General features: G+C 58.1%; 24 protein-coding genes and 2 pseudogenes. 13 read left to right on the top strand and 13 right to left on the bottom strand.

Features of this window, described 5'->3' with window-relative positions; genetic code table 11:
* Nucleotides 1-85: 85 nt before the first annotated feature.
* Together G6P99_RS09590 and G6P99_RS09595 are read right to left on the bottom strand one after the other, a co-directional pair.
* A complete protein-coding gene (locus tag G6P99_RS09590) occupies nt 86-892 on the bottom strand; it encodes an IclR family transcriptional regulator (RefSeq protein WP_165127983.1) in 807 nt (268 codons plus the stop codon).
* A gap of 160 nt (nt 893-1,052) precedes the next feature.
* On the bottom strand, nt 1,053-1,688 hold the full coding sequence (locus tag G6P99_RS09595; RefSeq protein ID WP_205751481.1) for an aspartate/glutamate racemase family protein: 636 nt from the start codon (nt 1,686-1,688) through the stop codon (nt 1,053-1,055).
* Nucleotides 1,689-1,897: 209 nt separating this feature from the next.
* On the opposite strand from G6P99_RS09595, the gene G6P99_RS09600 reads away from it, so the two are divergent.
* The 5 genes from G6P99_RS09600 to G6P99_RS09620 all read left to right on the top strand — a co-directional run bounded on the left by G6P99_RS09600 (nt 1,898) and on the right by G6P99_RS09620 (nt 6,540).
* The gene (locus tag G6P99_RS09600) at nt 1,898-2,674 is read left to right on the top strand and encodes a short-chain dehydrogenase/reductase (RefSeq protein WP_165127987.1); all 777 of its coding nucleotides are present in this window, start codon (nt 1,898-1,900) and stop codon (nt 2,672-2,674) included.
* The gene (locus G6P99_RS09605) at nt 2,674-3,150 is read left to right on the top strand and encodes a tripartite tricarboxylate transporter TctB family protein (protein WP_165127989.1); all 477 of its coding nucleotides are present in this window, start codon (nt 2,674-2,676) and stop codon (nt 3,148-3,150) included. The genes G6P99_RS09600 and G6P99_RS09605 overlap by 1 nt, the downstream gene beginning before the upstream one ends.
* 9 nt (nt 3,151-3,159) lie before the next feature.
* Nucleotides 3,160-4,689, top strand: a complete 1,530-nt coding sequence (locus tag G6P99_RS09610) for a tripartite tricarboxylate transporter permease (RefSeq protein WP_165127991.1) — start codon at nt 3,160-3,162, stop codon at nt 4,687-4,689.
* Between the two features lie 94 nt (nt 4,690-4,783).
* Complete coding sequence (locus tag G6P99_RS09615; RefSeq protein ID WP_165127993.1) at nt 4,784-5,689, top strand: tripartite tricarboxylate transporter substrate binding protein; 906 nt, start codon at nt 4,784-4,786, stop codon at nt 5,687-5,689.
* Between the two features lie 14 nt (nt 5,690-5,703).
* Nucleotides 5,704-6,540 (top strand): transporter substrate-binding domain-containing protein, encoded by an 837-nt coding sequence (locus tag G6P99_RS09620; protein ID WP_165127995.1) that lies wholly within the window; start codon nt 5,704-5,706, stop codon nt 6,538-6,540.
* Nucleotides 6,541-6,748: 208 nt separating this feature from the next.
* Here the strand turns inward: G6P99_RS09620 and G6P99_RS09625 are convergent.
* The 3 genes and pseudogenes from G6P99_RS09625 to G6P99_RS09635 all read right to left on the bottom strand — a co-directional run bounded on the left by G6P99_RS09625 (nt 6,749) and on the right by G6P99_RS09635 (nt 10,625).
* A pseudogene (locus tag G6P99_RS09625) lies at nt 6,749-7,875 on the bottom strand (CaiB/BaiF CoA transferase family protein).
* Between the two features lie 410 nt (nt 7,876-8,285).
* Nucleotides 8,286-9,488: an alpha/beta hydrolase gene (locus G6P99_RS09630; RefSeq protein ID WP_051346685.1), complete on the bottom strand. Its 1,203-nt coding sequence runs from the start codon at nt 9,486-9,488 to the stop codon at nt 8,286-8,288.
* Nucleotides 9,489-10,319: 831 nt separating this feature from the next.
* Nucleotides 10,320-10,625: a hypothetical protein gene (locus G6P99_RS09635; RefSeq protein ID WP_156928950.1), complete on the bottom strand. Its 306-nt coding sequence runs from the start codon at nt 10,623-10,625 to the stop codon at nt 10,320-10,322.
* A gap of 476 nt (nt 10,626-11,101) precedes the next feature.
* Between G6P99_RS09635 and G6P99_RS09640 the strand changes: the two genes are divergently transcribed.
* Nucleotides 11,102-11,686 (top strand): protein-S-isoprenylcysteine O-methyltransferase, encoded by a 585-nt coding sequence (locus G6P99_RS09640; RefSeq protein ID WP_246709485.1) that lies wholly within the window; start codon nt 11,102-11,104, stop codon nt 11,684-11,686.
* A gap of 253 nt (nt 11,687-11,939) precedes the next feature.
* Here G6P99_RS09640 and G6P99_RS09645 read toward each other — a convergent pair whose 3' ends face one another.
* Nucleotides 11,940-12,164, bottom strand: coding sequence for a hypothetical protein (locus G6P99_RS09645; protein ID WP_035977990.1), 225 nt, complete (start codon nt 12,162-12,164; stop codon nt 11,940-11,942).
* A 444-nt stretch (nt 12,165-12,608) separates the two neighbouring features.
* Here G6P99_RS09645 and G6P99_RS09650 point away from each other — a divergent pair, with 444 nt between their 5' ends.
* The 3 genes and pseudogenes from G6P99_RS09650 to G6P99_RS09660 form a co-directional block, all read left to right on the top strand.
* Nucleotides 12,609-12,935 (top strand): hypothetical protein, encoded by a 327-nt coding sequence (locus G6P99_RS09650; protein ID WP_165128001.1) that lies wholly within the window; start codon nt 12,609-12,611, stop codon nt 12,933-12,935.
* A gap of 196 nt (nt 12,936-13,131) precedes the next feature.
* Nucleotides 13,132-13,359, top strand: a complete 228-nt coding sequence (locus G6P99_RS09655) for a hypothetical protein (protein ID WP_165128003.1) — start codon at nt 13,132-13,134, stop codon at nt 13,357-13,359.
* Between the two features lie 1,352 nt (nt 13,360-14,711).
* Nucleotides 14,712-15,234: pseudogene (locus tag G6P99_RS09660) on the top strand (transposase); the annotation flags it as partial.
* A gap of 217 nt (nt 15,235-15,451) precedes the next feature.
* Here G6P99_RS09660 and G6P99_RS47480 read toward each other — a convergent pair.
* From G6P99_RS47480 to G6P99_RS09675, 3 genes are all read right to left on the bottom strand, one after another.
* On the bottom strand, nt 15,452-15,901 hold the full coding sequence (locus G6P99_RS47480) for a hypothetical protein (RefSeq protein WP_029085181.1): 450 nt from the start codon (nt 15,899-15,901) through the stop codon (nt 15,452-15,454).
* A gap of 9 nt (nt 15,902-15,910) precedes the next feature.
* Nucleotides 15,911-16,147: a hypothetical protein gene (locus G6P99_RS09670; protein ID WP_156929123.1), complete on the bottom strand. Its 237-nt coding sequence runs from the start codon at nt 16,145-16,147 to the stop codon at nt 15,911-15,913.
* A gap of 619 nt (nt 16,148-16,766) precedes the next feature.
* Nucleotides 16,767-17,021, bottom strand: coding sequence for a hypothetical protein (locus tag G6P99_RS09675; protein ID WP_165128005.1), 255 nt, complete (start codon nt 17,019-17,021; stop codon nt 16,767-16,769).
* A gap of 556 nt (nt 17,022-17,577) precedes the next feature.
* Here G6P99_RS09675 and G6P99_RS09680 point away from each other — a divergent pair.
* From G6P99_RS09680 to G6P99_RS09690, 3 genes are all read left to right on the top strand, one after another.
* Nucleotides 17,578-18,015, top strand: coding sequence for a hypothetical protein (locus tag G6P99_RS09680; RefSeq protein ID WP_029085200.1), 438 nt, complete (start codon nt 17,578-17,580; stop codon nt 18,013-18,015).
* Nucleotides 18,012-18,473 carry a helix-turn-helix transcriptional regulator gene (locus G6P99_RS09685; RefSeq protein WP_165128007.1) on the top strand — a complete coding sequence of 154 codons (462 nt, stop codon included), beginning with the start codon at nt 18,012-18,014 and terminating at the stop codon, nt 18,471-18,473. Before G6P99_RS09680 ends, G6P99_RS09685 begins: the two co-directional genes overlap by 4 nt.
* A 314-nt stretch (nt 18,474-18,787) precedes the next feature.
* The gene (locus G6P99_RS09690; protein ID WP_156929130.1) at nt 18,788-18,976 is read left to right on the top strand and encodes a hypothetical protein; all 189 of its coding nucleotides are present in this window, start codon (nt 18,788-18,790) and stop codon (nt 18,974-18,976) included.
* Between the two features lie 414 nt (nt 18,977-19,390).
* Here G6P99_RS09690 and G6P99_RS09695 read toward each other — a convergent pair whose 3' ends face one another.
* From G6P99_RS09695 to G6P99_RS47485, 3 genes are all read right to left on the bottom strand, one after another.
* Entirely contained in the window at nt 19,391-19,669 is a 279-nt protein-coding gene (locus tag G6P99_RS09695; protein ID WP_246709486.1) for a hypothetical protein, read from the bottom strand.
* Between the two features lie 540 nt (nt 19,670-20,209).
* On the bottom strand, nt 20,210-20,773 hold the full coding sequence (locus tag G6P99_RS09700; protein WP_029084528.1) for a recombinase family protein: 564 nt from the start codon (nt 20,771-20,773) through the stop codon (nt 20,210-20,212).
* On the bottom strand, nt 20,655-20,972 hold the full coding sequence (locus G6P99_RS47485) for a recombinase family protein (RefSeq protein ID WP_414645569.1): 318 nt from the start codon (nt 20,970-20,972) through the stop codon (nt 20,655-20,657). Before G6P99_RS47485 ends, G6P99_RS09700 begins: the two co-directional genes overlap by 119 nt.
* Before the next feature lie 532 nt (nt 20,973-21,504).
* Between G6P99_RS47485 and G6P99_RS09705 the strand changes: the two genes are divergently transcribed.
* On the top strand, nt 21,505-21,849 hold the full coding sequence (locus G6P99_RS09705) for a hypothetical protein (RefSeq protein WP_156928981.1): 345 nt from the start codon (nt 21,505-21,507) through the stop codon (nt 21,847-21,849).
* A 292-nt stretch (nt 21,850-22,141) separates the two neighbouring features.
* Here G6P99_RS09705 and G6P99_RS09710 read toward each other — a convergent pair whose 3' ends face one another.
* Nucleotides 22,142-22,339, bottom strand: a complete 198-nt coding sequence (locus G6P99_RS09710; protein WP_084518726.1) for a hypothetical protein — start codon at nt 22,337-22,339, stop codon at nt 22,142-22,144.
* Nucleotides 22,340-22,372: the final 33 nt, after the last annotated feature.

Raw genomic sequence — 22,372 nt, forward strand, 5'->3', positions numbered from 1 at the left:
CGTGGCTGAGCGTGGTCAGCGCACGTTGCACCGATCGTGCTGCCGAATGACCGATGTCGAGATAATGGTCCGCATGGACGAACGGTCAGCTGGCTTGAGACCGACGGGGAAAGAGGGAAGTGCCGACGAGCGCAGCAAGTTCACGCAACTCGAGGCCAAGTTCTTCCAGCCGCTCCTGTGTTTGCTGTCCGTTGATCGAGACTGCGCTGAAGCCGAAACGAGGACGTCTGCTGTCATCAACGGCGACCGAAGCCACCGTCACCAATCCGCGATACATCATGCCGTCGTCCAGCGCCCAGCCCGTCTCTCGCGTCCTCGCGACGTCCGCTTGATAGGCGGCAAAGGTCGGCGGCGATTGCCAGTGCAAACTGGCGAACCGACGACGGAGCTCCGTTGCCGGGAGTTGCATCGCGGCGGCAACGCTGCGTCCGACTGCACCCGCCAACATCGGCAGGCGGTAGCCGATATTGATCTCAACACGGATGGCGGTCTGGCTGTGCGCTCGGTCGATCAGCACGACGTGGTCGTCATCGGTGACCCGCCAGAGCAGTAGCAGCGTTTCGTAGTTCAGCGCCAGGCGTTCAAGCTCGGGGTGGATCAATTCCCTATGGCTGATACCGACCATGCCATATGCAAGCTCGGCCATGGCCAGCCCCAGCGTGTAGGTCTTGGCAGTGGGGTGGAACGAGACGAACTGGGCGCGCGCCAATGTACGCAGGATGCCAAAGCAGGTGCTGACGCTTACCTTGGTGGCGCGTGCGACGGTAGCGACCCCCACCGGTGAGCTGCTCGCAGCCAGAAATTGCAGGATCCTGAGCGCGTTGACGACCGCGCCCACATCCCGCTGCGGCGCCATATCCTTGTGCGAGTCTCTCTTCTTCAATTCGGTCATCGAGACCACATCCTTTGCGCATGCGCAAGTCAAGATTCGGCCGAAACATGCCAGATTATTGGCAAGCTTTACAGAGGCACGTCCCGGGCGCGGCGGGACTCACGTGGACGAAAGACCGACGTCGCAGATGGGGCGGCGGCCGGGGCGTTAGAGAGGGCGTTTATACAGTTGCGGGTTCAAGGAGGCGACGCAGCTTCTTGACGGCCGTATCCGGGGAGGTCAGCACGGGCTTGCCTGTTGCTGCGGCGACCGCCGAGGCCGACGACGCCATGCTGGACTGCGCTAATGCGATTACGTCGCAGCCGCCCAGATCACGCTGGGCTGCTTCGGCGATAAGACGATCATGACGCCCCGTGTCTCCCTCATTCAGCGCCTTGAAGGCTCCAGGTACGAACACCTTCGCGGCTAGGGTTCCTCGAGGGAATTCCTCCGGCATCGTGTCGAGCGTCGGAGCGAATGTTGCGAGCAAGCCGATCCGCCGCCCGCGCGCTACTGCAGCTTCGATCATCGCTTCGTTCGGCTTCAGGACCGGCACAGGCGCAAGCATGCGCTGGGTCGCCTCGATCGCGCGTCCAAAAGCCGAGCATGTGAACAATATGCCGTTCGCGGGCGCCCTGACAGCATAGCTGGCGACTGATAGGAAGCGCTCGGATACATGATCATGCCCGCGCTCCCTCGATAGAAACAGGTCTTCGTCCAGCACGTTGAAGACTTCCGCTTCCGGCCAATGCCGTTCGAACGCGGCCAACATCGGCGCAGCGGAAATCATCTGAATGTGGATCAGGGCGATGCGCATGAGGTTCAACACGTCGTGGACGAACGACTTCCTTCCGGGTGCGCTTTGCGGCGCGGGCCCTTCAGAGAATGCCTGAACGCGCCATCTACTAGAATCCCGGGCGCCGAGCAAATATCGTCTTTCAATATTGTGAATAGCGTATTATATACTGAATGACGAACAAGCCTGCATGGCAAACCAATGCTGGCAGTTGGGAGGGAACTCGCCGAATGGATTTGAAACTGAATGGCCTGAAGGCCCTGATCACCGGATCGTCAAAGGGGATAGGGGCCGCATGTGCAGAGTCCCTTGCCCGTGAAGGGTGCTCGGTCGTTTTGGTGGCCCGCGACGGCGACGCATTGAACGCCGTGAGCGCTCGATTGGCGGCCTTTGGCGGCATGGTTATTGCCGAACCGGCAGATTTGGCCGATAGCCGAAACGTCGATCGCCTGGCGGCAGCCCACGGAGACGTCGATATCCTGGTGAACAACGCTGGCGCGATTCCCGCCGGGCATCTACACGAAATCGACGAGGCGACTTGGCGTCGCGCCTGGGACCTCAAAGTATTTGGCTACATCAACATGTGCCGGCGGTTTTATGCCGCGATGCAGGTGCGGCGCCGCGGCGTCATCATCAATATCATTGGCTCCGCCGGCAAAAGAGTCGACTCCAGCTACATCGCCGGCTCCACGGGAAATGCTGCGCTCATTGCCTTCACCGAGGCGCTCGGCAGCGCGAGCGCGGCGGATGGCATCCGCGTCGTGGGCATCAATCCCGGCCCGGTTGCGACCGAGCGGCACGAGGCTATCTTTCGCCGCCGCGCCGAGTTGAAGTTGGGCGATGGGGACCGCTGGCGGGAGTTGCTGGTCTCGCTGCCATTCGGCCGAGCTGGCCTCCCCGATGAAATTGGGGCCATGGCCGCGTTTCTTTCCTCAGTACTCTCCAGCTACACCAGCGGCGACGTGATCACAATCGACGGCGGCGCCATCAACAGACGTGCGTCGTGATGCCGGCCTTGCGAAGCTATGCTTTGAACAAGGATTGTCTTGGCGGCGCTCTGGTCGCGAGCGTCGGGGCTATCGCCATTGCAGCAGTCCGCAAAGACGAGTTCGGGGCACTGGACCGCATGGGTCCGGCCTTCTTCCCGAGCGTCGTGGGCGCTACGATGATCATAGTTGGCAGTGCAATCGCGCTTGTCGGAGTGGGGAAAGCAGCGTCGGATCGTGATCGTGTCTTGACACTCGATTTGCGCGCCTGGGGGCTGGTTCCGCTCAGCCTCTTCGCCTTCATCGTCGTTGGCGCGTTCTCCGGTTTGCTGCCAGCGACCTTCGCGATCGTTTCGATCGCGGCCTTGGCCGACCGGCACAACACATGGCAGGACATAGTGCTGTTGGCAGCGATCATGACGGTCACTTGCCTTGTGGTGTTTTGGTGGGGACTGCAAGTGCAATTTCCGCTCTTTCACTTCGGCTTTGGCGAATGAGGTCCTAGCTTGACTGCTGCTCTCCTTGACCTTTGGAGCGGGTTCGGCGTTGCGTTGCAGCCGCAGAACCTGCTGTGGTCGCTCCTCGGCGTATTGATCGGAAACCTGATCGGGGTACTGCCCGGTATGGGCGCGCTGACGGCGATCTCGATGCTATTACCGCTGACCTACACGTTGGCGCCGATCCCGGCGATCTTGATGTTGGCAGGCATCTTCTATGGTTCGCAGTACGGTGGCGCGATCGGGGCGATCCTGTTGAACATGCCGTCACATCCGCCGCACGCAGTCACGTGCCTGGACGGCTATCCAATGACCATGCAGGGGAGGGGCGGCGCGGCCTTGGGGGTCACGATGATCGCCTCGTTCTTCGCGGCCTCGGTCGGAATCATTGTCATGATCTTTGCGTCGCCGCTGCTGGTCCGAGTGGCGTTCGAATTCGGGCCGCCCGAGATTTGCGCCGTTATGCTGTTAGGGCTCACCGCCGGCGCCACGATGGGGCGTGGATCGGCGCTGAAGGGCGTGTCGATGACCGCCCTTGGTCTTTTGCTCGGCATCGTCGGCACCGACGTGAACAGCGGCATAGCGAGGCTGACGTTCGGGGTAACGGAATTGCGCAGCGGCATCGAGTTGGTCGCGCTCGCGATGGGCCTCTTCGGCGTTGCCGACTTCATCAACACTGTGAACCGCATGGCTCCGATTACCTCCCGTGCAAAAGTTCGCTTCCGCGACATGCGCCCGACACGCGCGGAGTTGAAGATGGCGGTGTATCCGATGATGCGAGGCACGCTGATTGGTACGCTGTTCGGCGCGATGCCGGGGACCGGGCCAACGATCACGACCTTCATTGCCTATGCGGTCGAACGGCGGATTGCGCGCGACCCTGGCCGGTTCGGCCGCGGTGCGATCGAAGGAGTTGCGAGCCCTGAAGCTGCGGCGCATGCCAAGACGCAGGTTGATTTCATCCCGACCATGAGCCTTGGAATTCCCGGAGATGCCGTCATGGCACTAATCCTCGGGGCGCTACTGATTCAAGGCATCCAGCCTGGACCGCAACTTATACGTGAACACCCAGATCTGTTTTGGGGCCTGATCGCTAGTTTCTGGGTCGGCAACGTCCTGCTGATTTTGCTCAACGTGCCGTTGATCGGAGTTTGGGTGAAGATGCTGCAAGTGCCGTATCGGTTCCTGTTCCCATCCGCGTTGCTATTCATCGCGATCGGCGTTTACGCAAGCGGCAACTCGCTGTTTGCCGTCGCGGAGGTTCTGGCCTTCGGGCTTCTGGGGGCGGTGTTGCTCGCGCTCGATTTTCCGATTGCCACAATATTGCTGGGCTATGTGCTAGGGCCTCTTATCGAGGAGAATTTTCGCCGCGCACTGATTTTGTCGCACGGCGATCTGGCGATTTTTATCGAACATCGTATAAGCGCCGCCTTCCTCTTGGTCTGCGGCGTGATCGTCGCGGCTCAAGCGACGATGGTGATGAGGTCTCGGCTTTCGCTCGGCCGGTCCGCCACTCAGGAGGCCGGACATGCCCGGTAATGCCAACGCCGTGCGACATCCACGGCGCATATTCATGAGAGCCCTGTTTCGGTCAGTCGGAGCGCTATTCCCGCTCTGTCTCGCGGCTCAGTCGATGCAAGCGTCGGATTATCCGCAGCGGCCGGTTCGAGTCATCGTGCCATCCAGCGCGGGCGGCACGACCGATCTGATCGCTCGTATTGTTTCGAGCCGGCTGGCCAAACTGTTGGGGCAGAGCTTTGTGGTGGAGAACCGCGTCGGCGCGAATGGCGTGGTCGGTGAGGACTATGTTTCGCGTCAAAAGCCGGACGGTTACACGATCATGTTTGTGCCCTCTGGGCACGCGATCAACAACAGCATTTACAAGAACATCGCCTATGATCCAGAGAAGGATTTCACGCCGATCATCCTGATCAACACCGTGCCCCTGGCGGTCGTGGCCCGGCCGGGGCTGCAGGTTGAGCACCTGGCAGATCTCGTCTCGCTGGCTCGCGCCAAGCCTGAGCGGATCACCTTTGGATCGGGCGGCATCGGCTCGTCCAACCAGCTCGCAACGGAGCTGTTTGCAACTCAGTTCAATCTGAAGCTGGTGCACGTCCCCTTCAATGGGGATTCGCCCACCATCAACGGGCTACTCGGTGACCAGATCGATTTCGCATTTATCAATGTGCCGGCGGTGCTGCCTTACATCAAGGAAAAGACGCTCAAAGTGCTCGCGGTCAGCACGGCTGGGTCCATCCCCTCGTTGCCGGACGTGCCGCCGGTCGCGGCGACAGCGCCGGGCTATATCGCTGCCTCGTGGCATGCGGTGTTCGCGCCCGCCAAGCTGCCGCCCGAGATAGTGGCGACCCTGAACCGTGGCATCAATCAGGTGCTCAGTTTGCCGGAGGTTCGATCCCGCCTCGCCGAAATGGGCATCGAGGTCAAAGGTGGGACATCAGATGAGTTGGCTGGCTTCCTCCACTCGGAGATCGCCAAATGGGCGGAGATTGCGCGTATCGCGAAAGTCAAGGCCGAGTGAGGAGATTTGCTCTGATGACGCGTTTTCAGAACCTTTTGCGATGGGCGCCGCTCGGCTTGGTATCGGCGATTGCCTGCTCCAGCGCGACGGCCGGCGCGCTCGACGATATACACGCGCGGGGACGACTGATTGTCGGCGTCAAGACCGACTACCGCCCCCTTGGCTTCCTTGATGAGAACGGCCGAAACGCGGGCGTCGAAGTGGAGTTGGCTCGGTTCATTGCTGGCAATGTTCTGGGAGATTCTTCTAAGGTCGAGTTCGTGCCGGTGGTGTTCAAGAACCGTGTCGACTATTTGCTGTCCGGCAAGATTGACTTGATCTTGGCGACAATGGTCACCACGCCAGAGCGCCTGAAGATCGTGGATGCTAGCATTCCGTATCTGCGGCCCGGCGGCGGCACTTTGCTTGCGCCAAAGGCGGGGCCCGTCACTTCTTGGGAAACGACCCGAGGTCACAACATCTGTGGAATCGAAGCAAGCTACTTCAATCCAACGTTGATCTCGCGGTTTGGAGCCAAGGTGACCGAATATCCGGATGCCGATCAGGCCTACCAGGCCCTCGCTGATGGAAAGTGCACAGGGTTCGCGTTCGATGAGATATTGTTGCGGATGAAGATAAGGGATCCGCAGTGGAGTGCATTCGCCATCGTGGGCGAACCGTTGCAGATGAATGGCTTTCAGATTGGCCTCCGTAAGGGTGACGAAGCTTTCCGGGCTACCTTGGACACGCTGATATTAGAGGCACAAGCCGAAGGTAAGATGGTTCAGTGGGAAGCCAAGTACGGCATGGACATTGATCCTTGGAGCCTTGAGCAGGTACAAGTCGCGACGAAGAAGCTGGCGGGCGACTGACTTGCCGGCGGGTTGCGGGAATCGCTAGGCGGTCGTTTCCGCGGAGTGAGCCGCGCAGAAAGACTTTGGCAGGCCGAGCACGCGCAACGAGATAGCTGAGGATCAAGTTCGTCGATTTCGGCGCTACCAATTGACTTGGTCTCGCAGAACTTGCGCTTGAGGTCGCGCTCTTCGACCAAGCCAAATCCCTGGCACGCCGTGTCGGCCGCTATTTTGCGATCTTCGATGTGGCCGACGCGGCAGCCGTGAGCGCGGCGATCTCGTCGCCGTCATAGCCGAGAGCTGAAAGCAACTCGACCGAATGCGCTCCCAGCGGTGGAGCGGAGCGGCGCCGGAGGTTTGTTGTCGCGGCTGTCCATACGATCTTGGACACGATCGGCACGCTGCCCCGCCCGACGGAGACCGGCTCATCCTCGAAGAAGCCGCCGGCACAATTCTCCTCAGCGACCAGAGCCTCGGCTGGTGCAAGGGCGCGACAGCCCGGAATCTTTGCAGCTTCTAGCTCGGCCAGGCACTGGTCCGAGGTGCGGGTCGAGCACCAGCCCGCCATGATCGAACTGAGTGCCTCGCCGTGCTCTCCACGAGTGATGTCGGAGGTGACGCGCGGATCGGAGAGTAAATCGTCTCGTCCAAGCAAGCCAGTCGAGCGGCGAAACTTGCCATCTCCGATCACCTGGACCAGGATCCAGCCGTCCTTAGTAGCAAAGAGGTCGGATGGCCCGGCGATCGGGCTGCGGTTACCGATCGGCTTACGGCTACGTGCGCCGGCGGCCTCCTCGATCAGCATTGGATTCGTCGTGGTCAGCGCCATTCCAAGAAGCGAGGTCTGTACATGCTGACCGTGCCCGGTCAGTTCGCGCTCATAGAGCGCAGCCATGGTCGCGAAAGCCACGGACATGCCCGTCGCGTAGCCGACATAGGAGACAGCGGCGCGCATCTGCTGTTCCCCTGTACCTGTCAGCCACATGGCACCGCTGAGTGCTTGGCCCGTGCCGTCGAAGCCGATGCGATCCCGGCTGGGGCCCTGGGGTCCATAGGCCGAGACCGTCGTCAGGATGATGTCTCGCCTGCAGGCTTTCAGGCTATCGTAATCGAGCCGGGCCCGCTTCAGCGCCCCGGGAGGAAGCTTGACAATCACCACGTCAGCGGAGGCCACGAGCCGCTCGAATGCTGCGCGGCCCCGCGAGTGATCGAGGTCGAGCGCGAGCGATTTCTTGTTCTGATTCATCTGAAGATAAACCGCCCCCCTGCCCTCCAACCCGATAGGCATGATTTCACGGGCGCGCCCGCCGGCGGCTCGATGCGGATCACCTCAGCGCCTTGCTCGGCAAGCATCGCGGCGCAAAAGGGCGCAGCGATATAAGTCGAGAATGCGCACTCCCGATAGACCAACGGCGGTATCGCCAGAAATCGGGGGCCGCGAGGTATCGCATCCACTCGGGTTCTTGGTCATCCATCGTCCTCGCTCAGATTAGTGCGATTAGGGGGCTTCCCATCGCAGGAAGGGATTCATGCATGAGCGGCGTAGCCGATCAAGACTTTCGGCGAACATTCGTCGGCGCGACCTGTTACGGGGCGGCATCCTTCGGATCGCTGTCGAACCAGCACAAGGAGGTCGTTCTTGATCCGGCTCGTTTGCGGCTGGCTGGGCGGCAGCTTTTGCCATGACGCGCGCTCCTCGAGATGGCGTTTGGGCATTTGACGATTTCCATCCTGGAGCGGAACTAGAGCGAAGAGGCTACTTATCAAGTTCGGGTCGTCATCAGAGAACCGTTTGCCCCGAATAGCCCAACTGCTCCAGACGGTGAAGTCGCAACGTTGAAGTCGAGCGGTCCGCAAGTAATCATGCAATAATCGTAAGCCGAGCGCTGATCATTTCCCATTAGAAACTGATAATGGATCTGCATAAAGTTGAACCGATGGCGTCGGAAGCGGATAGGACTTACCATTGAGTGTATTTGGACGCGCCGAATCTTTGGATGGACTCCTGAATGGTCTCGACTGATACGTTTCAGAGTGACAGGGTCGAAACGATAGAAGCTGATCGCGTCATCTCGTGCTTGGTATTCGACCCAGTCGATGGCAGCCGTTCCGGCCACAAGTTGCGCCGCTTCCCGTATTTGGCCGCCCATCGGATGCAACGACAATTTAGGGATAGTGGCGCCCACTGTAAGAATGCATAGCTTTGGTCCGCGCGTTTCGAGCAGAGGATCCAATTTTAGCGCGCGCGCTACCGCCGCTATTGAGAGCGCAGCGCCAAGGGAATGGCCTACAATCAGAATTTCATCAACTTCTGCGGCCCGAGCTGCTTTTGATATCAGCTCCGCAAAATCGCTGAGCCGCCTGTCAAGTTCGCGTTTTTGCCCGTGAAGAAATTGAAGGGAGAAAATGGCATCGTCGAGAATGTGGTTTATCCGACGCTTTGGTCCAATCCAGAGCATCGAGATGACGAAGATGGCAAGCGATAGAAGAATTCCAAGCAGTAATTCTTCTACCCAAAATGTTGGGCGTATGAACCTGATCACCAGATATGATAACCCAGCGCTGCAAAATGCGATCAACAGTAAACAGCAATACGGAAAGATGAAGAAGAGGGCATATTTCCAGCTTGCGATAGCATATTTAAATAATGTTCCCGTTACGATGAAGTCGAATAGGGCTTTCACGGACTGAACGAGACGAGGCACGAGCCCGACTCCCGAATCGCATCGAATGAGATCATCCCAGCGCAGTATTTCGAAGGTGACGTAAGTTTTCCAGTTCGGCCCCCATGCCTCCAAGTTACACGAGGCATTGATTGCAGATGTGTTCGAGATTTCCGACAGCCGTGAAGAAGCGCCCCAAATCTTATCGAAGCTCGACAGCGAGCGGCGTAAGCGATCAACCTGCTCTTTTGGGGTGATTGGATCGTAGCCGCCGATGTGGAAGACGTGCCGTCGTTGAATCATTTAACAACTCGAAGTCTGCATTGAAGGTTGCCGCTCATTCTGGAAAAGCGAAACGTATATACACTTTACTCCAGAACCGCTGCGACGTTGATCGGGATCCGTGGTGAGCCTGATATGGACGATGGTTAAATTACCACTCCAGCTGCGAGGTGGCACTCATTGATATTAGCCTTGGTCAAAAAAGCGCACAGGACAAGCCCTAGGCCACTTCGGAGGCCATTGTTACGATTTACAAGTTGATTTAATGCGACTGGAAGTGGACGAGGCGTCCTGAAATGGAAAGCGCGTTACAGCGCGGCACTGGATGCGCCGTCCTGACGCTCCTTTTTGCAAGCAGCTCGCTTTTGAGCGGCGGGCTCAGGCGACGCCCGGAATTTCGGTTGCGATGTTCGGGATGTAAACGGCAACCACTTTAACATCGACAAAAGCCCGGCGCTGCATACCATGGTGATACGAAAGATAAGGGCAATCGGCCCCCGCTGTTGCGCGCCCACGAAAACACCCGAGTCTTTCGAACTCAGTTTTACCTGCGGCCCGAGCGACCAATTCTTAGCACGACGCCCAAAAGACAGTTGGAAGGTGGGGTTTGATATAGCATTTGATGCTTTGGGTTACGTCTCTGTTGGGCCCGGTGTCCGTGTTGTTTCTCTTTAGCAATTCGGGCCGGGGAGGCAGTCATTGACGACGTTTAGACAATTCTCATTGGCTATAGCCATATGCATGCTGGCAACCGTGTGTGCCGCCTTCACAAAGCCGATTCATATCGTAGCGGTCGGCGCAAGCAACACGCAAGGTTGATACGTTGGAGAGCAAGACGCTTACCCAGCTAAGTTAGAAGCCCTGCCGAGAGCGAAGGGCGTCAACGCGACCGTCGTCAATGCCGGCGTTCCCTTCGATACCACGGCTGGTATGCTCAAGCGCATTGATAACGCCGTTCCAACGGGAACCGACATCGTAATCTTGCAGCCTGGAGGCAATGATAGGCGCTTTTTTGTTACGAAGGAGCAGCGGGCGGCCAATGTCGCGGCGATGGAGCGGCGGCTGTGTGATCGCGCCATCAAAAGCATCGTGTATGACGAAGAGATTCCTTCTCAGTATTATGCTTTTGACTTCATTCACCTCACGGCTGACGGTCATGCTTTCATAGCGTCGCAGTTACTCCCGCGAGTGCTGGCGACCGTAGACCGAAGAGCCATGGTGGCTTCGCCGCGGGCGAAATAGAAATAGTTTTGTCATGGCAACCGGTCCGGCGCTCGCAATCCTGTCGATCGCGGACTTTTAGCTGGATCCAGGGAAGCTAACAAAGAGCGTCTTCGTAGATGTCTTTCTCAACGGGTGCTATTTGAGAAAACTCGAGCAAGAGCTCGACCAATGCTCTCATAACCATCCTCTGCTTTGTGCTATTCGCCCCAAAGAGAGCGAACGAACGCGGCGACGCACCAGCCTTGGATACCGCCGGACGTGCTGCCAATTAATCAGTGGAAACGACCGGCAACCCTTGTATGATCCCTCTCTGGACCTCTCCAGATCAAATCTCAGACGTTCGCTAAGGATGGCGCCGTTTCGATGGTCGGCAAAGATGGCGCGCGAGCGAAACAAGCGCTCGGCACACGGTGACACCTGGCATTGCCAAATTCGTGTTTGTGATGATGGCGGTTGGTTGGTATCTGATCCGCTACAAATACGCGCGTCGTGCTCGCCGTGAAAAGGTCGTGCGGAGCGCCCGAGGTCTTCGCGAAAACACCCTGCTGCTGATATCGCTTACGGGTCTTGGTATTGTGCCATTCATCTACATTGTAACCGCCATACCTCACTTCGCATCGTACGCCTTCCGGCCAGCTCAAGCGTGGCTGGGTGTTGTTGTGGCGATCGCAGCGCTGGTCATGTTCCGGCTAACCCATCGCGCTCTCGGTCGAAACTGGTCGTTAAGCCTCGACGTGCGGGAAAACCATCGCCTGATCACAGACGGGATTTATCGAGAAAGTCGGCACCCCATGTATTCCGCATTCTGGCTTTGGGCTGTCGCTCAGGCATTGCTTATGCCGAATTTGGTAGCCGGTTTCGCTGGCTTGATCGGATTTGGGACATTGTTTTTCGGCCGGGTTGCCAGAGAAGAACAGATGATGCTGGAAACGTTCGGCGACGAGTATCGCGAGTATATGGCGCGGACCGGACGCATTATACCGAGGCTGTTCTGAGCTGGCTGTACGAGATCGGTCTCGCCCGTCCAATATCCAACGCCACGTAAAGTAATCGCTCCGTGTCGTTTTTGTCACATCCGGCAGAGAAACGACCGCACGAGCGCCAGCTTTGATGCAGCGTTAATTGCGCCGTAGCCGTTGGAAGGTTAGGTGTTTGTGCTCGGCTACATGAAGGATGGGCAAGTGCGCTCATTCCTCGTGAAGGGCAATACGGTGGCCCTTAAGGAAGAACTTGTCCGTCAAGGCAGCCTTACTCCGGAATGCCAAATTCCTTCGCAACACGCGCCGCGATCTCGTGCGGATCGTGAGCACCCGACTTGTCGATCTCGATTACCTTGCGAGCCACAATGTCGGAAACAGGGTCATTGCGATCAACAAGGTGTAGCGACTTTAGGCTGAACGTGAAGGCGCGGTTGAGTCTTTCAACCTCTTCGGGACTAATCTTGCCACCCTTCAATAGCCGATTGATCGGCATTGTCGCCCTCCCTAGCCAAGGTTCCTTTTTAGCTGAAAACTGAAGGGCCGCGCATTGAAATCGACGTACTCACGCGCGCAAATAAGTAGCGGTGCCTACGTCATCGCGGCGCTCTCCCGCTGAAGGCGATTCGCAGGGCGGCGAGAGCTTCGCGCTGAGACTTCAGGAACAGGGGAAGGGCGGGAAAAGTTGAGACTCAATGAAAACTCCATGAAGGATATCTCACAGCTATCAATAGACTGGGCGACCGCCTTGACAGCTTTCTCCTTCAGTTTGTCAAAAGGCCAGACTGAGGCTGCTCATATCGCCAAAATAAGGCCCGGTAAATCTTCATAGCCTAGGAGACGCTCAATCCTGGTAGGTGCGTCGCAGTTCGGTTTTGGCGATAGTGCCTCATCTCGCAGACTCATTGCGCGATACCGTCACTCGTAAGGGAGCAGAATCATGTCCAGACTTCAGGGGACGTATGTGAACGACAACATCGGAGCGAAGCTTGTAATTTCACAGGCTAACGATTCGAACGGCCAGATCGCTGCTGCTTCGATCAGCTATAATGGCCATAACTATCCTGCGACCGGCCACTACCACTTCAAGAACAGCACTGGCCCAACCACGGTAGCGGTTCTAACCGGTCTGGACGATGACACTGGCTATGTCGCCTTATCCTTGACCGCCGAAAACCAGGAATTCAAACGTCTGAAGAGCTTCGGTGGGCTCGCTAATTTCGATGCCGAGACTATCGGCCTCGGCGGCGCCTTCATTCGCCAATAACGCAGACTGGATGTGGCTTTCGGAGTCACGCAGCCACGTTCGGCTTTGTGGGCTATGGGGGCGGAACGGAAGACTTCACCGCGCGGCCGAACCATATAGGCGCCGCTCTCTTTGTCGGGATTGCCTGCGAACCTAGAATCACCAGGTTCGCAGGCATCGTAGCAACCCATTTTTTCAATGACCTGATTATTTGGTGATGAGCGAAACCTTCGAAGGCTGGACACGCGAGCAGGACGAGATCTTCTGGCATTTGGTAAAGAAGCAAACTCCAGAGGAAGTCATCGCGGCGGCGCTGAACAAAACTTGTCAGGATCTCAGACGGCGCGGCTATGTGCTGGGATTGCCAGCGAAATGGTTCAAATCCGCAAGGAGAACGACCGATCAGCCGGTGCTGGAGGGCGGGAAGGGGGGCGACGCTGTCTAGCGGAGAGATTTCCAAGGGCCGACCGCCCTGTTGAACCGATCCAGTTTTCGCGTGCCAATGATGCGATGACCGTTGGGTCTCGCGTAATAGTAGCGTACTCGGCTGGTCCAAAGCTGAAAGGGCGGAGCGGCCTCATCGTCGCTCTTGGTGTGACCAGGACAAGGGTGCGCGTCCTCTTGGACGGCAACATGAGACCGATCACACTCCACGTGTGCCTGTTGGAAGTTGTATAGTCGCGCCGCGCAGCAAAATGATGTCCGTCCGCGCAGCGAGCAAGTACAAAACAGCCCAACGCCGCCCGCTTGAAATGCATGCGGGCGACGTTGGCTCTCCCCAGGAGGGATGACAAAATCCTGACCTGGATAAAGTATGGAGGGGAGCTTACGTCTTCGCTATCCGCATGACTCCGGTATCACCGATGAGTAGTGGAGGCAGTGCGGTGCGGTCTAGGATCGGCTGACGGCAGAACGCGGAGCTGCCCAGCAGGGTGGTTGCGGCGGTGAAGGATGCAAGGCGTGGAGGGGGCTGGCTTGAGGTGACATAAGCAAAGAACGGCTACGGATACCGCCTGGATACTTCGTGAAACCTCAAACGACCATCGCCATGAATGAGCAACTACCAGACTTGGGAGCACTTCAGACAACCGTGGAACTAATCTCACAAGAAGGTTAGGAACAACATATAACGGCCCATGTTGGAGAAGCTTTCAACTATACTCACCGCCATCGAAATTGCGAACGCCAAAAAGCGCGTTAAATATCGACACGCGAACGTTCGACACGAACATGACGACTTTGTCAGGATTGCTTATCAATGGCTGGACGCGCAAATGCCAACCAAGAGGATGTTGCGCCGTACTTACCCTTTAAGGGACATCATCGAGATTTGGGGCGGTAGGCACATTGCAGAGTCCGATGTAGAGGTTGCGGCTGAACTACACCCGAGTATCCAATGGCAAATACCCTCACTTCAATATCAGCGCTCGCCTAACGTTTCCCTCCGGTAGTCGCCTTGCCAACATTGCAGAGGCGAGAACGCAAGACTACAAGCTTACGACGTATCACTTCATTCAAACGTACGGTGGGATCGAGGAACCGTAGGGCACGGAGCACCGTCGATGGATCGTCACGCGGTCGCACGGTTTACCCGCCAGAATAATCTGCGCATCGCTATGGTGTTCTTGTTCCCGCCTACACCAACTGCACACAGCCTTACGGCACGACGTGCGTCATTGTTATCCCGACCAGCAACAGCTAAGAGGCCGACCGGAAATTAAAGTTGGGTGATTTCAGCAGGTTGTGCGTTTTCGAGGTGTTCGAAGCCATCGGAGAAGCAGGTGACTTGGGCCAAAAATCACCCGCTGTCAGCATGACAGACGAGAACTGCGCTATGCAAGCGATTGTACGGATGCGGAATGGGACTTGCTCGAGCTGTTGATCCAAGGCCGAGCAAGGTCGGGCGACCGCGCACGACCTGCATGCGATCGGTATGGGATGCGATCCAGTACATTACATTGCGACGACGGGATGCCAAAGGGCGCTACTGCCGAAGGATTTTCCTCCCTTCACGACGGTGCGGTACTATTTTTATGGCCTGCGCGACCGCGGGGCGTTGGATTGATCAATGAAGCCCCGGTTGAAATCGCGCGTAGGCTTGCTGGACGGGAGCCGCAACCAACGGTGGCGATCATCGGTCAAGACGACCGAGAGCGGAGGGCCGCGCGGCTTTGATGCGGGCAAGAAGATCAAAGGTCGCAAGCGCCACATCGTCACCGATACACAAGGAAATTTGCTGAGCACCATCGTGCACCCGGGCAATGTTCAGGATCGGTTTGCGGGGGGCGATGTAGTGCCAGGGCCAAAGACCTCAGCGTGCACCCCCCGCAATTGACTCGCCAACGTGCGCATGAGCGAACTACCGAGGCCGTCTACGATGCTATCGCTCTGATCCTCGGTCCCCTCTCACCGGCCGAATGTGCCAATTACTTCGCCGACGCCGGATATGGCCAAAACTAAAGTCATCACGCTCTAGGTTGTGACAAACCGAAGTTGCATCCGATGCAAAGACCGCCACGGGATATCGCCCCGAGCGATCAGACCTTGACCCTTATGACCGGGAGCACGCCGTCACCTACATGCGCATGCTGGAAGCGGACGCAGAGTGCGCAGACTAGCGAGAGGTAGCGGAGATCGTATTGCGCATCAATCCTAAACGCGAGCCGCAGCGTGCCCGCCGAGCGTATGAGACGTATCTCGCCCGGACCAAGTGGATGACTAATCAAGGATACCGGCACATCTTGCGTGACGGCGGCCCGGCCGTCGTGGATAACTAACTTCAGGTATCCATGTTCTTTAGTCCGCAATTGCTTTGTTGAGCGCGTTCGAGGCTTGCCTGAGGCCATCCACATATTCGGCTGTGTCAACGGCCTCGGAGCCGCCCACCGCATGGACGCGGACTTGGCGACCTCAAGATCTGCCAAAAGCTGATCAATGTTCGCTCGCTCTCGCTGCAACTCTTCAATGATCGAACCGTGTTTTGTCATCCCGCTTCCTTACTCATCAGGCTTGACTGTTGTACTCGCAGCCACCGTTAAACTCGACGAGCCGGCGTGTTCGCTCATCGTATCGCCAGCACGCTCGGGGGTGTGGCCGCTTGTGAACGTGCCGCGATACCCGAAGAAGAACAGATGCATGTCGCCGAAATCGGGGCGGTCACCTTCGTAGTCGTCAAGCTCCACATCATTCCACGCAAGCCCGTCATCCAGATCATTGCGGGGCTCGCCAGGCATGAGGACAGCAGAGCTCGCAGGGGGATGGTTGTGGTCGTAGTTGACCGGAACTGGCGGCTCTGCGTGCACGCTCAGGCTTACTTGCATAGCTTCGATGACGGCAGGGAGCGTCCCATAGTTTGCGACCGAGTAGGAAGGCCATTCCCACCGCGAAAGCGGCGACCGTGAGCAAGCAACCTATAACAACCTCGGGCACTCGGAACTTCATGCTCGCTCGTCTGATTGAGAGGTGCCATTGCGCCCGTACAATCTAAGGATGCTGCACCAAATGGTGGTTCAATTGAATAGCTGGCTTCCAGCCCGACCCTATTGGGATTTGGTTGCGGGAGGACGGACCTTCTCCCCGCGAAGCGTCAACGAGATACTCCGCAGGTTGAGCGCGTGCTAACGTCTAATGGCTTCGCCGTCAGGTTGGCACCTATGCCGACAAGTAGGTGTAGGGCTCGGGTTGCCGTGTCCGGGTGCGGAACGCTGCGCGCCGGCTTGTGCTGGTGTGCCGCGTCTCGGAGTGCACGCTCCGTCAAGTGCTGGAGCTGTGTAGTGCGTGGCGACCTTCCGTACATCGCATACGTCATTTTGATGGGACTAACCTCGCTCGCCATCGCCGCGGTCGTAATATTCATGCAATGAGGTGGCCGTCCTCGTGTTCAGCCGCGGTGTCCGATGCCTCGGGATCTTCAGAGGTTCGGCAGCTCAGGGCCCCACGGAGCTCAACAAGATGGATGGTTGGATAGTGACAGCGGCTTTCTTCAAGGAAGATAGTGACGATGACGAAGAATTCAGGCACATAACTTTGCGTGGGGGCCGTCGCCGATCCGGCGGAAGTGGTGAGGATGACCATCGCGGAATGCGGCGCAAAGGCCGCAATGCTCAACTGCCCAATCGAAGAGGAGCAGTTGCGAAGACTTGGCGTGAAGCCCGGCGAGCTTCTCATCGTGCACGATGACGAAATCAGTCCGACTATTTCGCACCCTCGTAACGCGGCAGTCTGATGTCGTTCAGTTGCGTTCGGTTCGTGACATTGTAGTCCGGAAAGCACCGCTCGCGCGAGTAGTTAGTCTGCACAAGGTATGAAAGCGCGCCGTTTGCCTCTCTGCGCAATGTGGCCGTTTGGCACACTGATTGCTGAGCCCATGTATGACTTGGTCGCTTATTGATTGAGGGCCAAGTCCTCGCACCGTAACTCGTGCGGGCGGTCGTCAGCAGCCGCCCGCACGCTTTTCATGGTGGTGCGCACTATTTCGCCTCTCTTGCATCTTGAATGGCACGCGAGTTGCTGAGAGCCTTTGGCTTGGCTGTTTATTTCACGCAACCCCAGCAGCCAAGCTTGGCGTAGCAAACTTCGCGCGGGCGGCTCCTCCAGACGCCCGCGCCTCTTTTCCTGGGTTCTACCAGCCTTCTGCAACAGGCTCGCTGGGGAGATAGTTCACATGAGCCGTGAAGAGGCTTTGGAAGACGCCATCGCGGCGCTCGGAGATTGGTCCGGGGGAACGACCGAAACGAGCGTAGTTCTCGCGACGATTGCGCAGCTCATGGCGACTGGGCCGCCCCCTAGCCGGCCTCAAAACCAAAAGCTCGTTTCCCCGACTGACACTCACGATGGCTTTGTGGAGTGTGCTGTAATGGACCGGCTCAAATTCATACCGGCCTTCGAGGCCGCTATTCGCTCTTCCGCCCCTGAGAAGCCAGCTGCACTCCGAGAGGTCATCCGCCAGCGCGGAGGCCCTGATGAGTTCGCGGTGACGAGCACTGAGCTCTTTAGGCTGATCAAGATCATATTCTCGCGGCGCATGAAGAGCATCGCTCATGAATGGCAAGCTGCCGCCCGCTCGTGGTCGCTTGGCTTGGGGGCGGCTCGCGAGCAATGAAAGACAGCACTGGGAGCATCACTGCGGATGTTGGACCGACATCGATCGGCCTTATCGGCATCTTAATGACAGCGGTCCAACTGGCCGCGCACTTCAAGACCACGCCTCGGACAATCGCTCGTTGGGCTGAAGAGCCAAATTTTCCGTGCGCGAGCACTTCAGCAGGTGAGGTAATGTGGCTGTTAACGGACGTGCAGGAGTGGAACCGCCAACGCCGACGCACCCGCGCCGCGCTACGCTCCAAAGAGAAGACCATCGAGAAGGTGGTGGAAAAAGCTGGCCGCCGCCAGCGCCTGATTGCAGCGTTTTCCCGGCGATATCCGCCGCAGATCCGGCGATCGGCAGTTCTGCCGCTTGGCGCGCCCCTCTCGCGCAAGATGATCGTTCAGGCCGATGGCTCGCTAGCCCCTGCGCCCACTGAAGAACAAGAATCGAATGAAGCCGATTTTCATCAGTGATAGGATCTTAGTGCTGCCGTGTTTCGCCAAGCTGTCAATGCGACTGCCGGCGGCATTGATCGCGTCGATGACGCGCTTCTCAAGTGCACCCAGCGTGTCTTTCGGCACGTAGTTCCGGGACACCTCAACGCGGAGATCGGCCAGCCTTTTTCGAGCGAGATTGTTCGAGCGACCGCCGGATACGGATTTGGCTGCCTGATCCGCGGTCACTTTGCATCCGTTATAAAGTTGGACAGTTCATCCTGAATGTGAGGGTGCTTCCGATGGAGACCACGGCCCCGAGCAGCCGGTGCGCGGCAGGAGAGAGGACGCCCATGGCCCTTGTTTCCATCGAAGATCGCGCGGCGGTTCGTATCATCACCTACGCAAACGCCCCGTTCGGCACCATGACCGCTGCCGGGACGGCCGAGATGTTTCATGCAGTCGCGGCTGCAGGAGAAAACACATCGGTGCGGGCCGTCGTCATCACGGGGAGCGTACCCGGCATCTTTCCGCCATTATGACGTCAGGGAACTCTCTGACGCCGCGGATGCGATGAGCCCGGAGCGCCGCGACTGCCGTCGCCGCCCGGTCCTCGACCGCCAGGCTTCCATGCGCTCACGGACCTGATTGCAGCCGTCGAGAAGCCGGTCGTAGCCGCGATAAATGGCTTATGCATGGGTGGAGGCTTTGAGCTATCGCTAGCATGCGACCCGCGCATCGCAGGGATGCCGTTACGGCATCGGTCTGCTGGAAACCCGTATTGGCATCTTTCCGGGTGGCGGCACGCAGCGCTTGCCCAGGATCATTGGAGAGGCCAAGGCGCTCGAGATGATCCTGCGCGGGTTAACCGTGACGGGACCGCGCGCCACGAAATCGGGATTGTGCATGAGGTCGTTGATGACCCGCACGCGCGCGCCCTGGAGGTCGGGGCCGAATTATCGAGCCGAGGCGCTATTTGGTACGGTACGCTCGCGGAATGCCTGCGCGAGCCTCATGTCGAAGGCGAAAATCAACACCGCCTCCACATCTCTCGTCACGAGTCGGGCCATAGGGGGGCGACGGTGCGGGTGCGCATCTTGTTGCGACCCAAGATAGTAGCGGTCGGATCTCCATCCAATATCCGCTGCACTTGCTTGGGGTGGCAGCCAAGCTAAGTGGATCAGGTTGCTGACGTAGTTGTCCGTTATGTTTTCCTGCGCGGCAATTTGAGCCATGGATTGGGCTTTCCCTGTCCGTAGCTGCTCGAACCAACTGCGTGCTCGCGCGATAGCTTTCACAAGAACAGGGTCAGCTTGTGGGCGACGATAGTCGTCGATCAGGAATTGGGTCGAGCCGGCGCGATCCGTCCCTACGAACGGAACCTCGAGCGAAATCTCGCGCTCCTCCCCGTGCGGGGCAGGAGGTTTTGGAGCGTTGTTGGATAGCGCGCTGCGCAATTGGCTCGAGCTGAGGTTGATGTTTTAGCTCGTCTTCCTGACGATCACGCGCGAAACCAAGTCCGAGACGATGGCCATCTTCCGCTCTGAATGTTCGGAAGCGATCACTTGGGCAAGCTGTTCTGCAGTCCCGATTGCTGCACGAATTTCTGCGACACGGTAACCGCTTCCTAGGAAACTCGAGATTTGCGCGCCCTCTGTGAGAAAATCATATAGGCGTCCGAGGACAATATCGTCAGCTTGCGCTGCCGGAACTCTAAGTTGATCCGGCTCTTCTGATGATAGAGATCGACCTCGGCGATTCGGGGTGACGTAATATCAATACCGTTTGCCGTTCTTACTCGTGTGGCCCGCGGCGAGACGGTTACCGGCGTCGTCGTACATGAGTCCTCTCAGCACGTTCGGACTCTCGGCGTTCGATCGCGATCGTCTCCTATGGCCGTTCGCGCTGAGCTGGGCCTGAACGGCATCCCAGGTCGTCGGGGAGATGAGTGCCGGATGTTGTCCCGGATGACGAGCACCCTTATGCACGATCTCTCCCAGATAAAGGGGGTTGGAGAGGACCTTGTAGATATGACCGCGAGCGAAGGGGAGATTGCCAATAGCCCGCTCCCGCTGAATCGAGTAAGGCTTTGTGCGGAGATTGAGGCGAGCCAGCTCGTTCTGAACGTTCCTGACGTTCTTGAATTTGAGAAATAGATCAAAGATCGTGCGCACAGTCTGGGCCTCAAGATCGTTGACCTTGAGAGTGCGATCCATGCGGTCATAGCCGAGAGGGACCCAGCCTCCCATCCACATGCCCTTCTTTTTGGAGGCAGTGATCTTGTCGCGAATCCGTTCGCCGGTTAGTTCGCGCTCGAACTGAGCAAAGGATAGCAGCACATTTAGCGTAAGGCGCCCCTTCGAGCTCGTCGTGTTGGGTCACTGAAACGAACGAGACGCTTGCAGCGTCGAACACGTCGACAATCTTTGCGAAGTCCGCAAGCGAGCGGGTGAGGCGGTCGACCTTATAAACGACGACGATGTCGACCGCCCCCGTCTCGACGTCAGCAAGGAGCTGCTTCAAGGCCGGACGATCCATCGAACCGCCCGAGTATCCTCATGTGTCTGGGTGCGACCGGGAGCTTATCAGGGGGGGGGCTCAGGGGGCGTTATTGCAAGTCAAAAGCTGAAAGACGCGGTGGCTAACGGATATACGCGCAATCTTAACAGGTTGGCGAATGATCTCGGGGAGCGCGGTCTATCGTTTGACGGGAGTAGTGACGCTTTCTTGCTCGCCCATGCTAAAGAAATCTCCAAGGGTGATAAACTTATGTGGGCCGCGGTGGGGGCGCTTAGAGAACATCGTGCCCCCAACGCTCCGGGCGCTTCATCTATTGGTGGGCGCCCACCGCTTCCTCCTGCCGTTGGTGACGAAGGGTTCATTAAGGGCGCCATAAGCCACGCCCTTGAGAGCAACAAGTTGGGTTCGACTACCGCCCGGAGTTTCGATTGGGCGCTTCGCAAATTCTCCCGAGAGCTAGGGCTTTACAGCGATTCGCTTTCTGCACTCGCACGTAGCCCTACGTGTCTACGCGGACAGATTGTTTCGCAACGACGGGGGGAAAATGGTCTTGTTCCTGCCAGTGAACGACGCCGATCCTACAGATCCTCGTTGCCAAGGGAATCATTGGTCGCTGCTGTTCGTTGATCGCCGCGACCGGAACTCGCCGATTGCCTATCACTACGATTCCTTCTGGGGATTCAACGAGACGTCTGCAGACCATCTGGCAGGAAGGCTGGGCCTCCCCGGCGACTCGGTGCAAGCCGGCATGGCCCAGCAGCAGAACGGCTGGGATTGCGGCGTCTTTGTCGTGGACGGCACGCGAGCGCTGGTTAGGGGGTTGGTGGCAGGCCAGCGAGGCCTGCAGAACCTTAGCAACTCAGCGTCAGTCGGCCGGCACTGCAAACCCGACTGAGGGGCTGTTAAGGGGTCAACTGCTCCTATGAGCAGCCAAGACCAGCCTCCTGAAGTTGCAGATGCTTCTTCAGCAGTAATTCGGTCACACCTTAAGCTGACATATCGGTCTTCATTGTTGCTTCCCTTCTCAATGAGAGGATCAATCAGTGACGGAGGTCGGCAGCTCCTGCCGCCGGGCAACGAGAGACACTCAAGAGTCGTGCCAGCGGCGGGGGAAGAGGTCCCGAAAAGCCGTCCTTCATTCTATTCAACAACTTGAACCTCGAGCGCGGCAGCCCGTCGGTCGAGCATCATGTGCCGCAGACGCGATAAGCCGAGCAACTGAGAGCAACGCAAGTCACGTCGGAAGAGCTGCAACCGGAAGCGGTGGGTGGCGTTGGAAGGCCAGCGGCGTCGAACAGCAGGTCGCATGCCGTGCCGCCGATGATCGCGTAGTGGTCCTCATGTCCCGCGAAAAACTCCCGGAACTTCTCGATGCCAGCTACCATGTGATTTTCTCCAAGAGATGTTCTGCCGCCATG

Origin of the sequence: Bradyrhizobium sp. 6(2017), assembly GCF_011058295.2 — a bacterium.
Taxonomy (GTDB): Bacteria; Pseudomonadota; Alphaproteobacteria; order Rhizobiales; family Xanthobacteraceae; genus Bradyrhizobium; species Bradyrhizobium septentrionale.

What these genes read in the sequence shown, in the direction of transcription:
- G6P99_RS09595 (WP_205751481.1), bottom strand. Translation starts at nt 1,688, where the DNA reads ATGCGCATCGCCCTGATCCACATTCAGATGATTTCCGCTGCGCCGATG.
- G6P99_RS09655 (WP_165128003.1), top strand. Translation starts at nt 13,132, where the DNA reads ATGAGCGAAACCTTCGAAGGCTGGACACGCGAGCAGGACGAGATCTTC.
- G6P99_RS09615 (WP_165127993.1), top strand. Translation starts at nt 4,784, where the DNA reads ATGCAAGCGTCGGATTATCCGCAGCGGCCGGTTCGAGTCATCGTGCCA.
- G6P99_RS47480 (WP_029085181.1), bottom strand. Translation starts at nt 15,901, where the DNA reads ATGACAAAACACGGTTCGATCATTGAAGAGTTGCAGCGAGAGCGAGCG.
- G6P99_RS09630 (WP_051346685.1), bottom strand. Translation starts at nt 9,488, where the DNA reads ATGATTCAACGACGGCACGTCTTCCACATCGGCGGCTACGATCCAATC.
- G6P99_RS09605 (WP_165127989.1), top strand. Translation starts at nt 2,674, where the DNA reads ATGCCGGCCTTGCGAAGCTATGCTTTGAACAAGGATTGTCTTGGCGGC.
- G6P99_RS09645 (WP_035977990.1), bottom strand. Translation starts at nt 12,164, where the DNA reads ATGCCGATCAATCGGCTATTGAAGGGTGGCAAGATTAGTCCCGAAGAG.
- G6P99_RS09690 (WP_156929130.1), top strand. Translation starts at nt 18,788, where the DNA reads ATGGCCCTTGTTTCCATCGAAGATCGCGCGGCGGTTCGTATCATCACC.
- G6P99_RS09620 (WP_165127995.1), top strand. Translation starts at nt 5,704, where the DNA reads ATGACGCGTTTTCAGAACCTTTTGCGATGGGCGCCGCTCGGCTTGGTA.
- G6P99_RS09695 (WP_246709486.1), bottom strand. Translation starts at nt 19,669, where the DNA reads ATGGCTCAAATTGCCGCGCAGGAAAACATAACGGACAACTACGTCAGC.
- G6P99_RS09650 (WP_165128001.1), top strand. Translation starts at nt 12,609, where the DNA reads ATGTCCAGACTTCAGGGGACGTATGTGAACGACAACATCGGAGCGAAG.
- G6P99_RS09680 (WP_029085200.1), top strand. Translation starts at nt 17,578, where the DNA reads ATGAGCCGTGAAGAGGCTTTGGAAGACGCCATCGCGGCGCTCGGAGAT.
- G6P99_RS09670 (WP_156929123.1), bottom strand. Translation starts at nt 16,147, where the DNA reads ATGCCTGGCGAGCCCCGCAATGATCTGGATGACGGGCTTGCGTGGAAT.
- G6P99_RS09635 (WP_156928950.1), bottom strand. Translation starts at nt 10,625, where the DNA reads ATGACCGTCAGCCGTGAGGTGAATGAAGTCAAAAGCATAATACTGAGA.
- G6P99_RS09710 (WP_084518726.1), bottom strand. Translation starts at nt 22,339, where the DNA reads ATGGTAGCTGGCATCGAGAAGTTCCGGGAGTTTTTCGCGGGACATGAG.
- G6P99_RS09685 (WP_165128007.1), top strand. Translation starts at nt 18,012, where the DNA reads ATGAAAGACAGCACTGGGAGCATCACTGCGGATGTTGGACCGACATCG.
- G6P99_RS47485 (WP_414645569.1), bottom strand. Translation starts at nt 20,972, where the DNA reads ATGGATCGTCCGGCCTTGAAGCAGCTCCTTGCTGACGTCGAGACGGGG.
- G6P99_RS09600 (WP_165127987.1), top strand. Translation starts at nt 1,898, where the DNA reads ATGGATTTGAAACTGAATGGCCTGAAGGCCCTGATCACCGGATCGTCA.
- G6P99_RS09590 (WP_165127983.1), bottom strand. Translation starts at nt 892, where the DNA reads ATGACCGAATTGAAGAAGAGAGACTCGCACAAGGATATGGCGCCGCAG.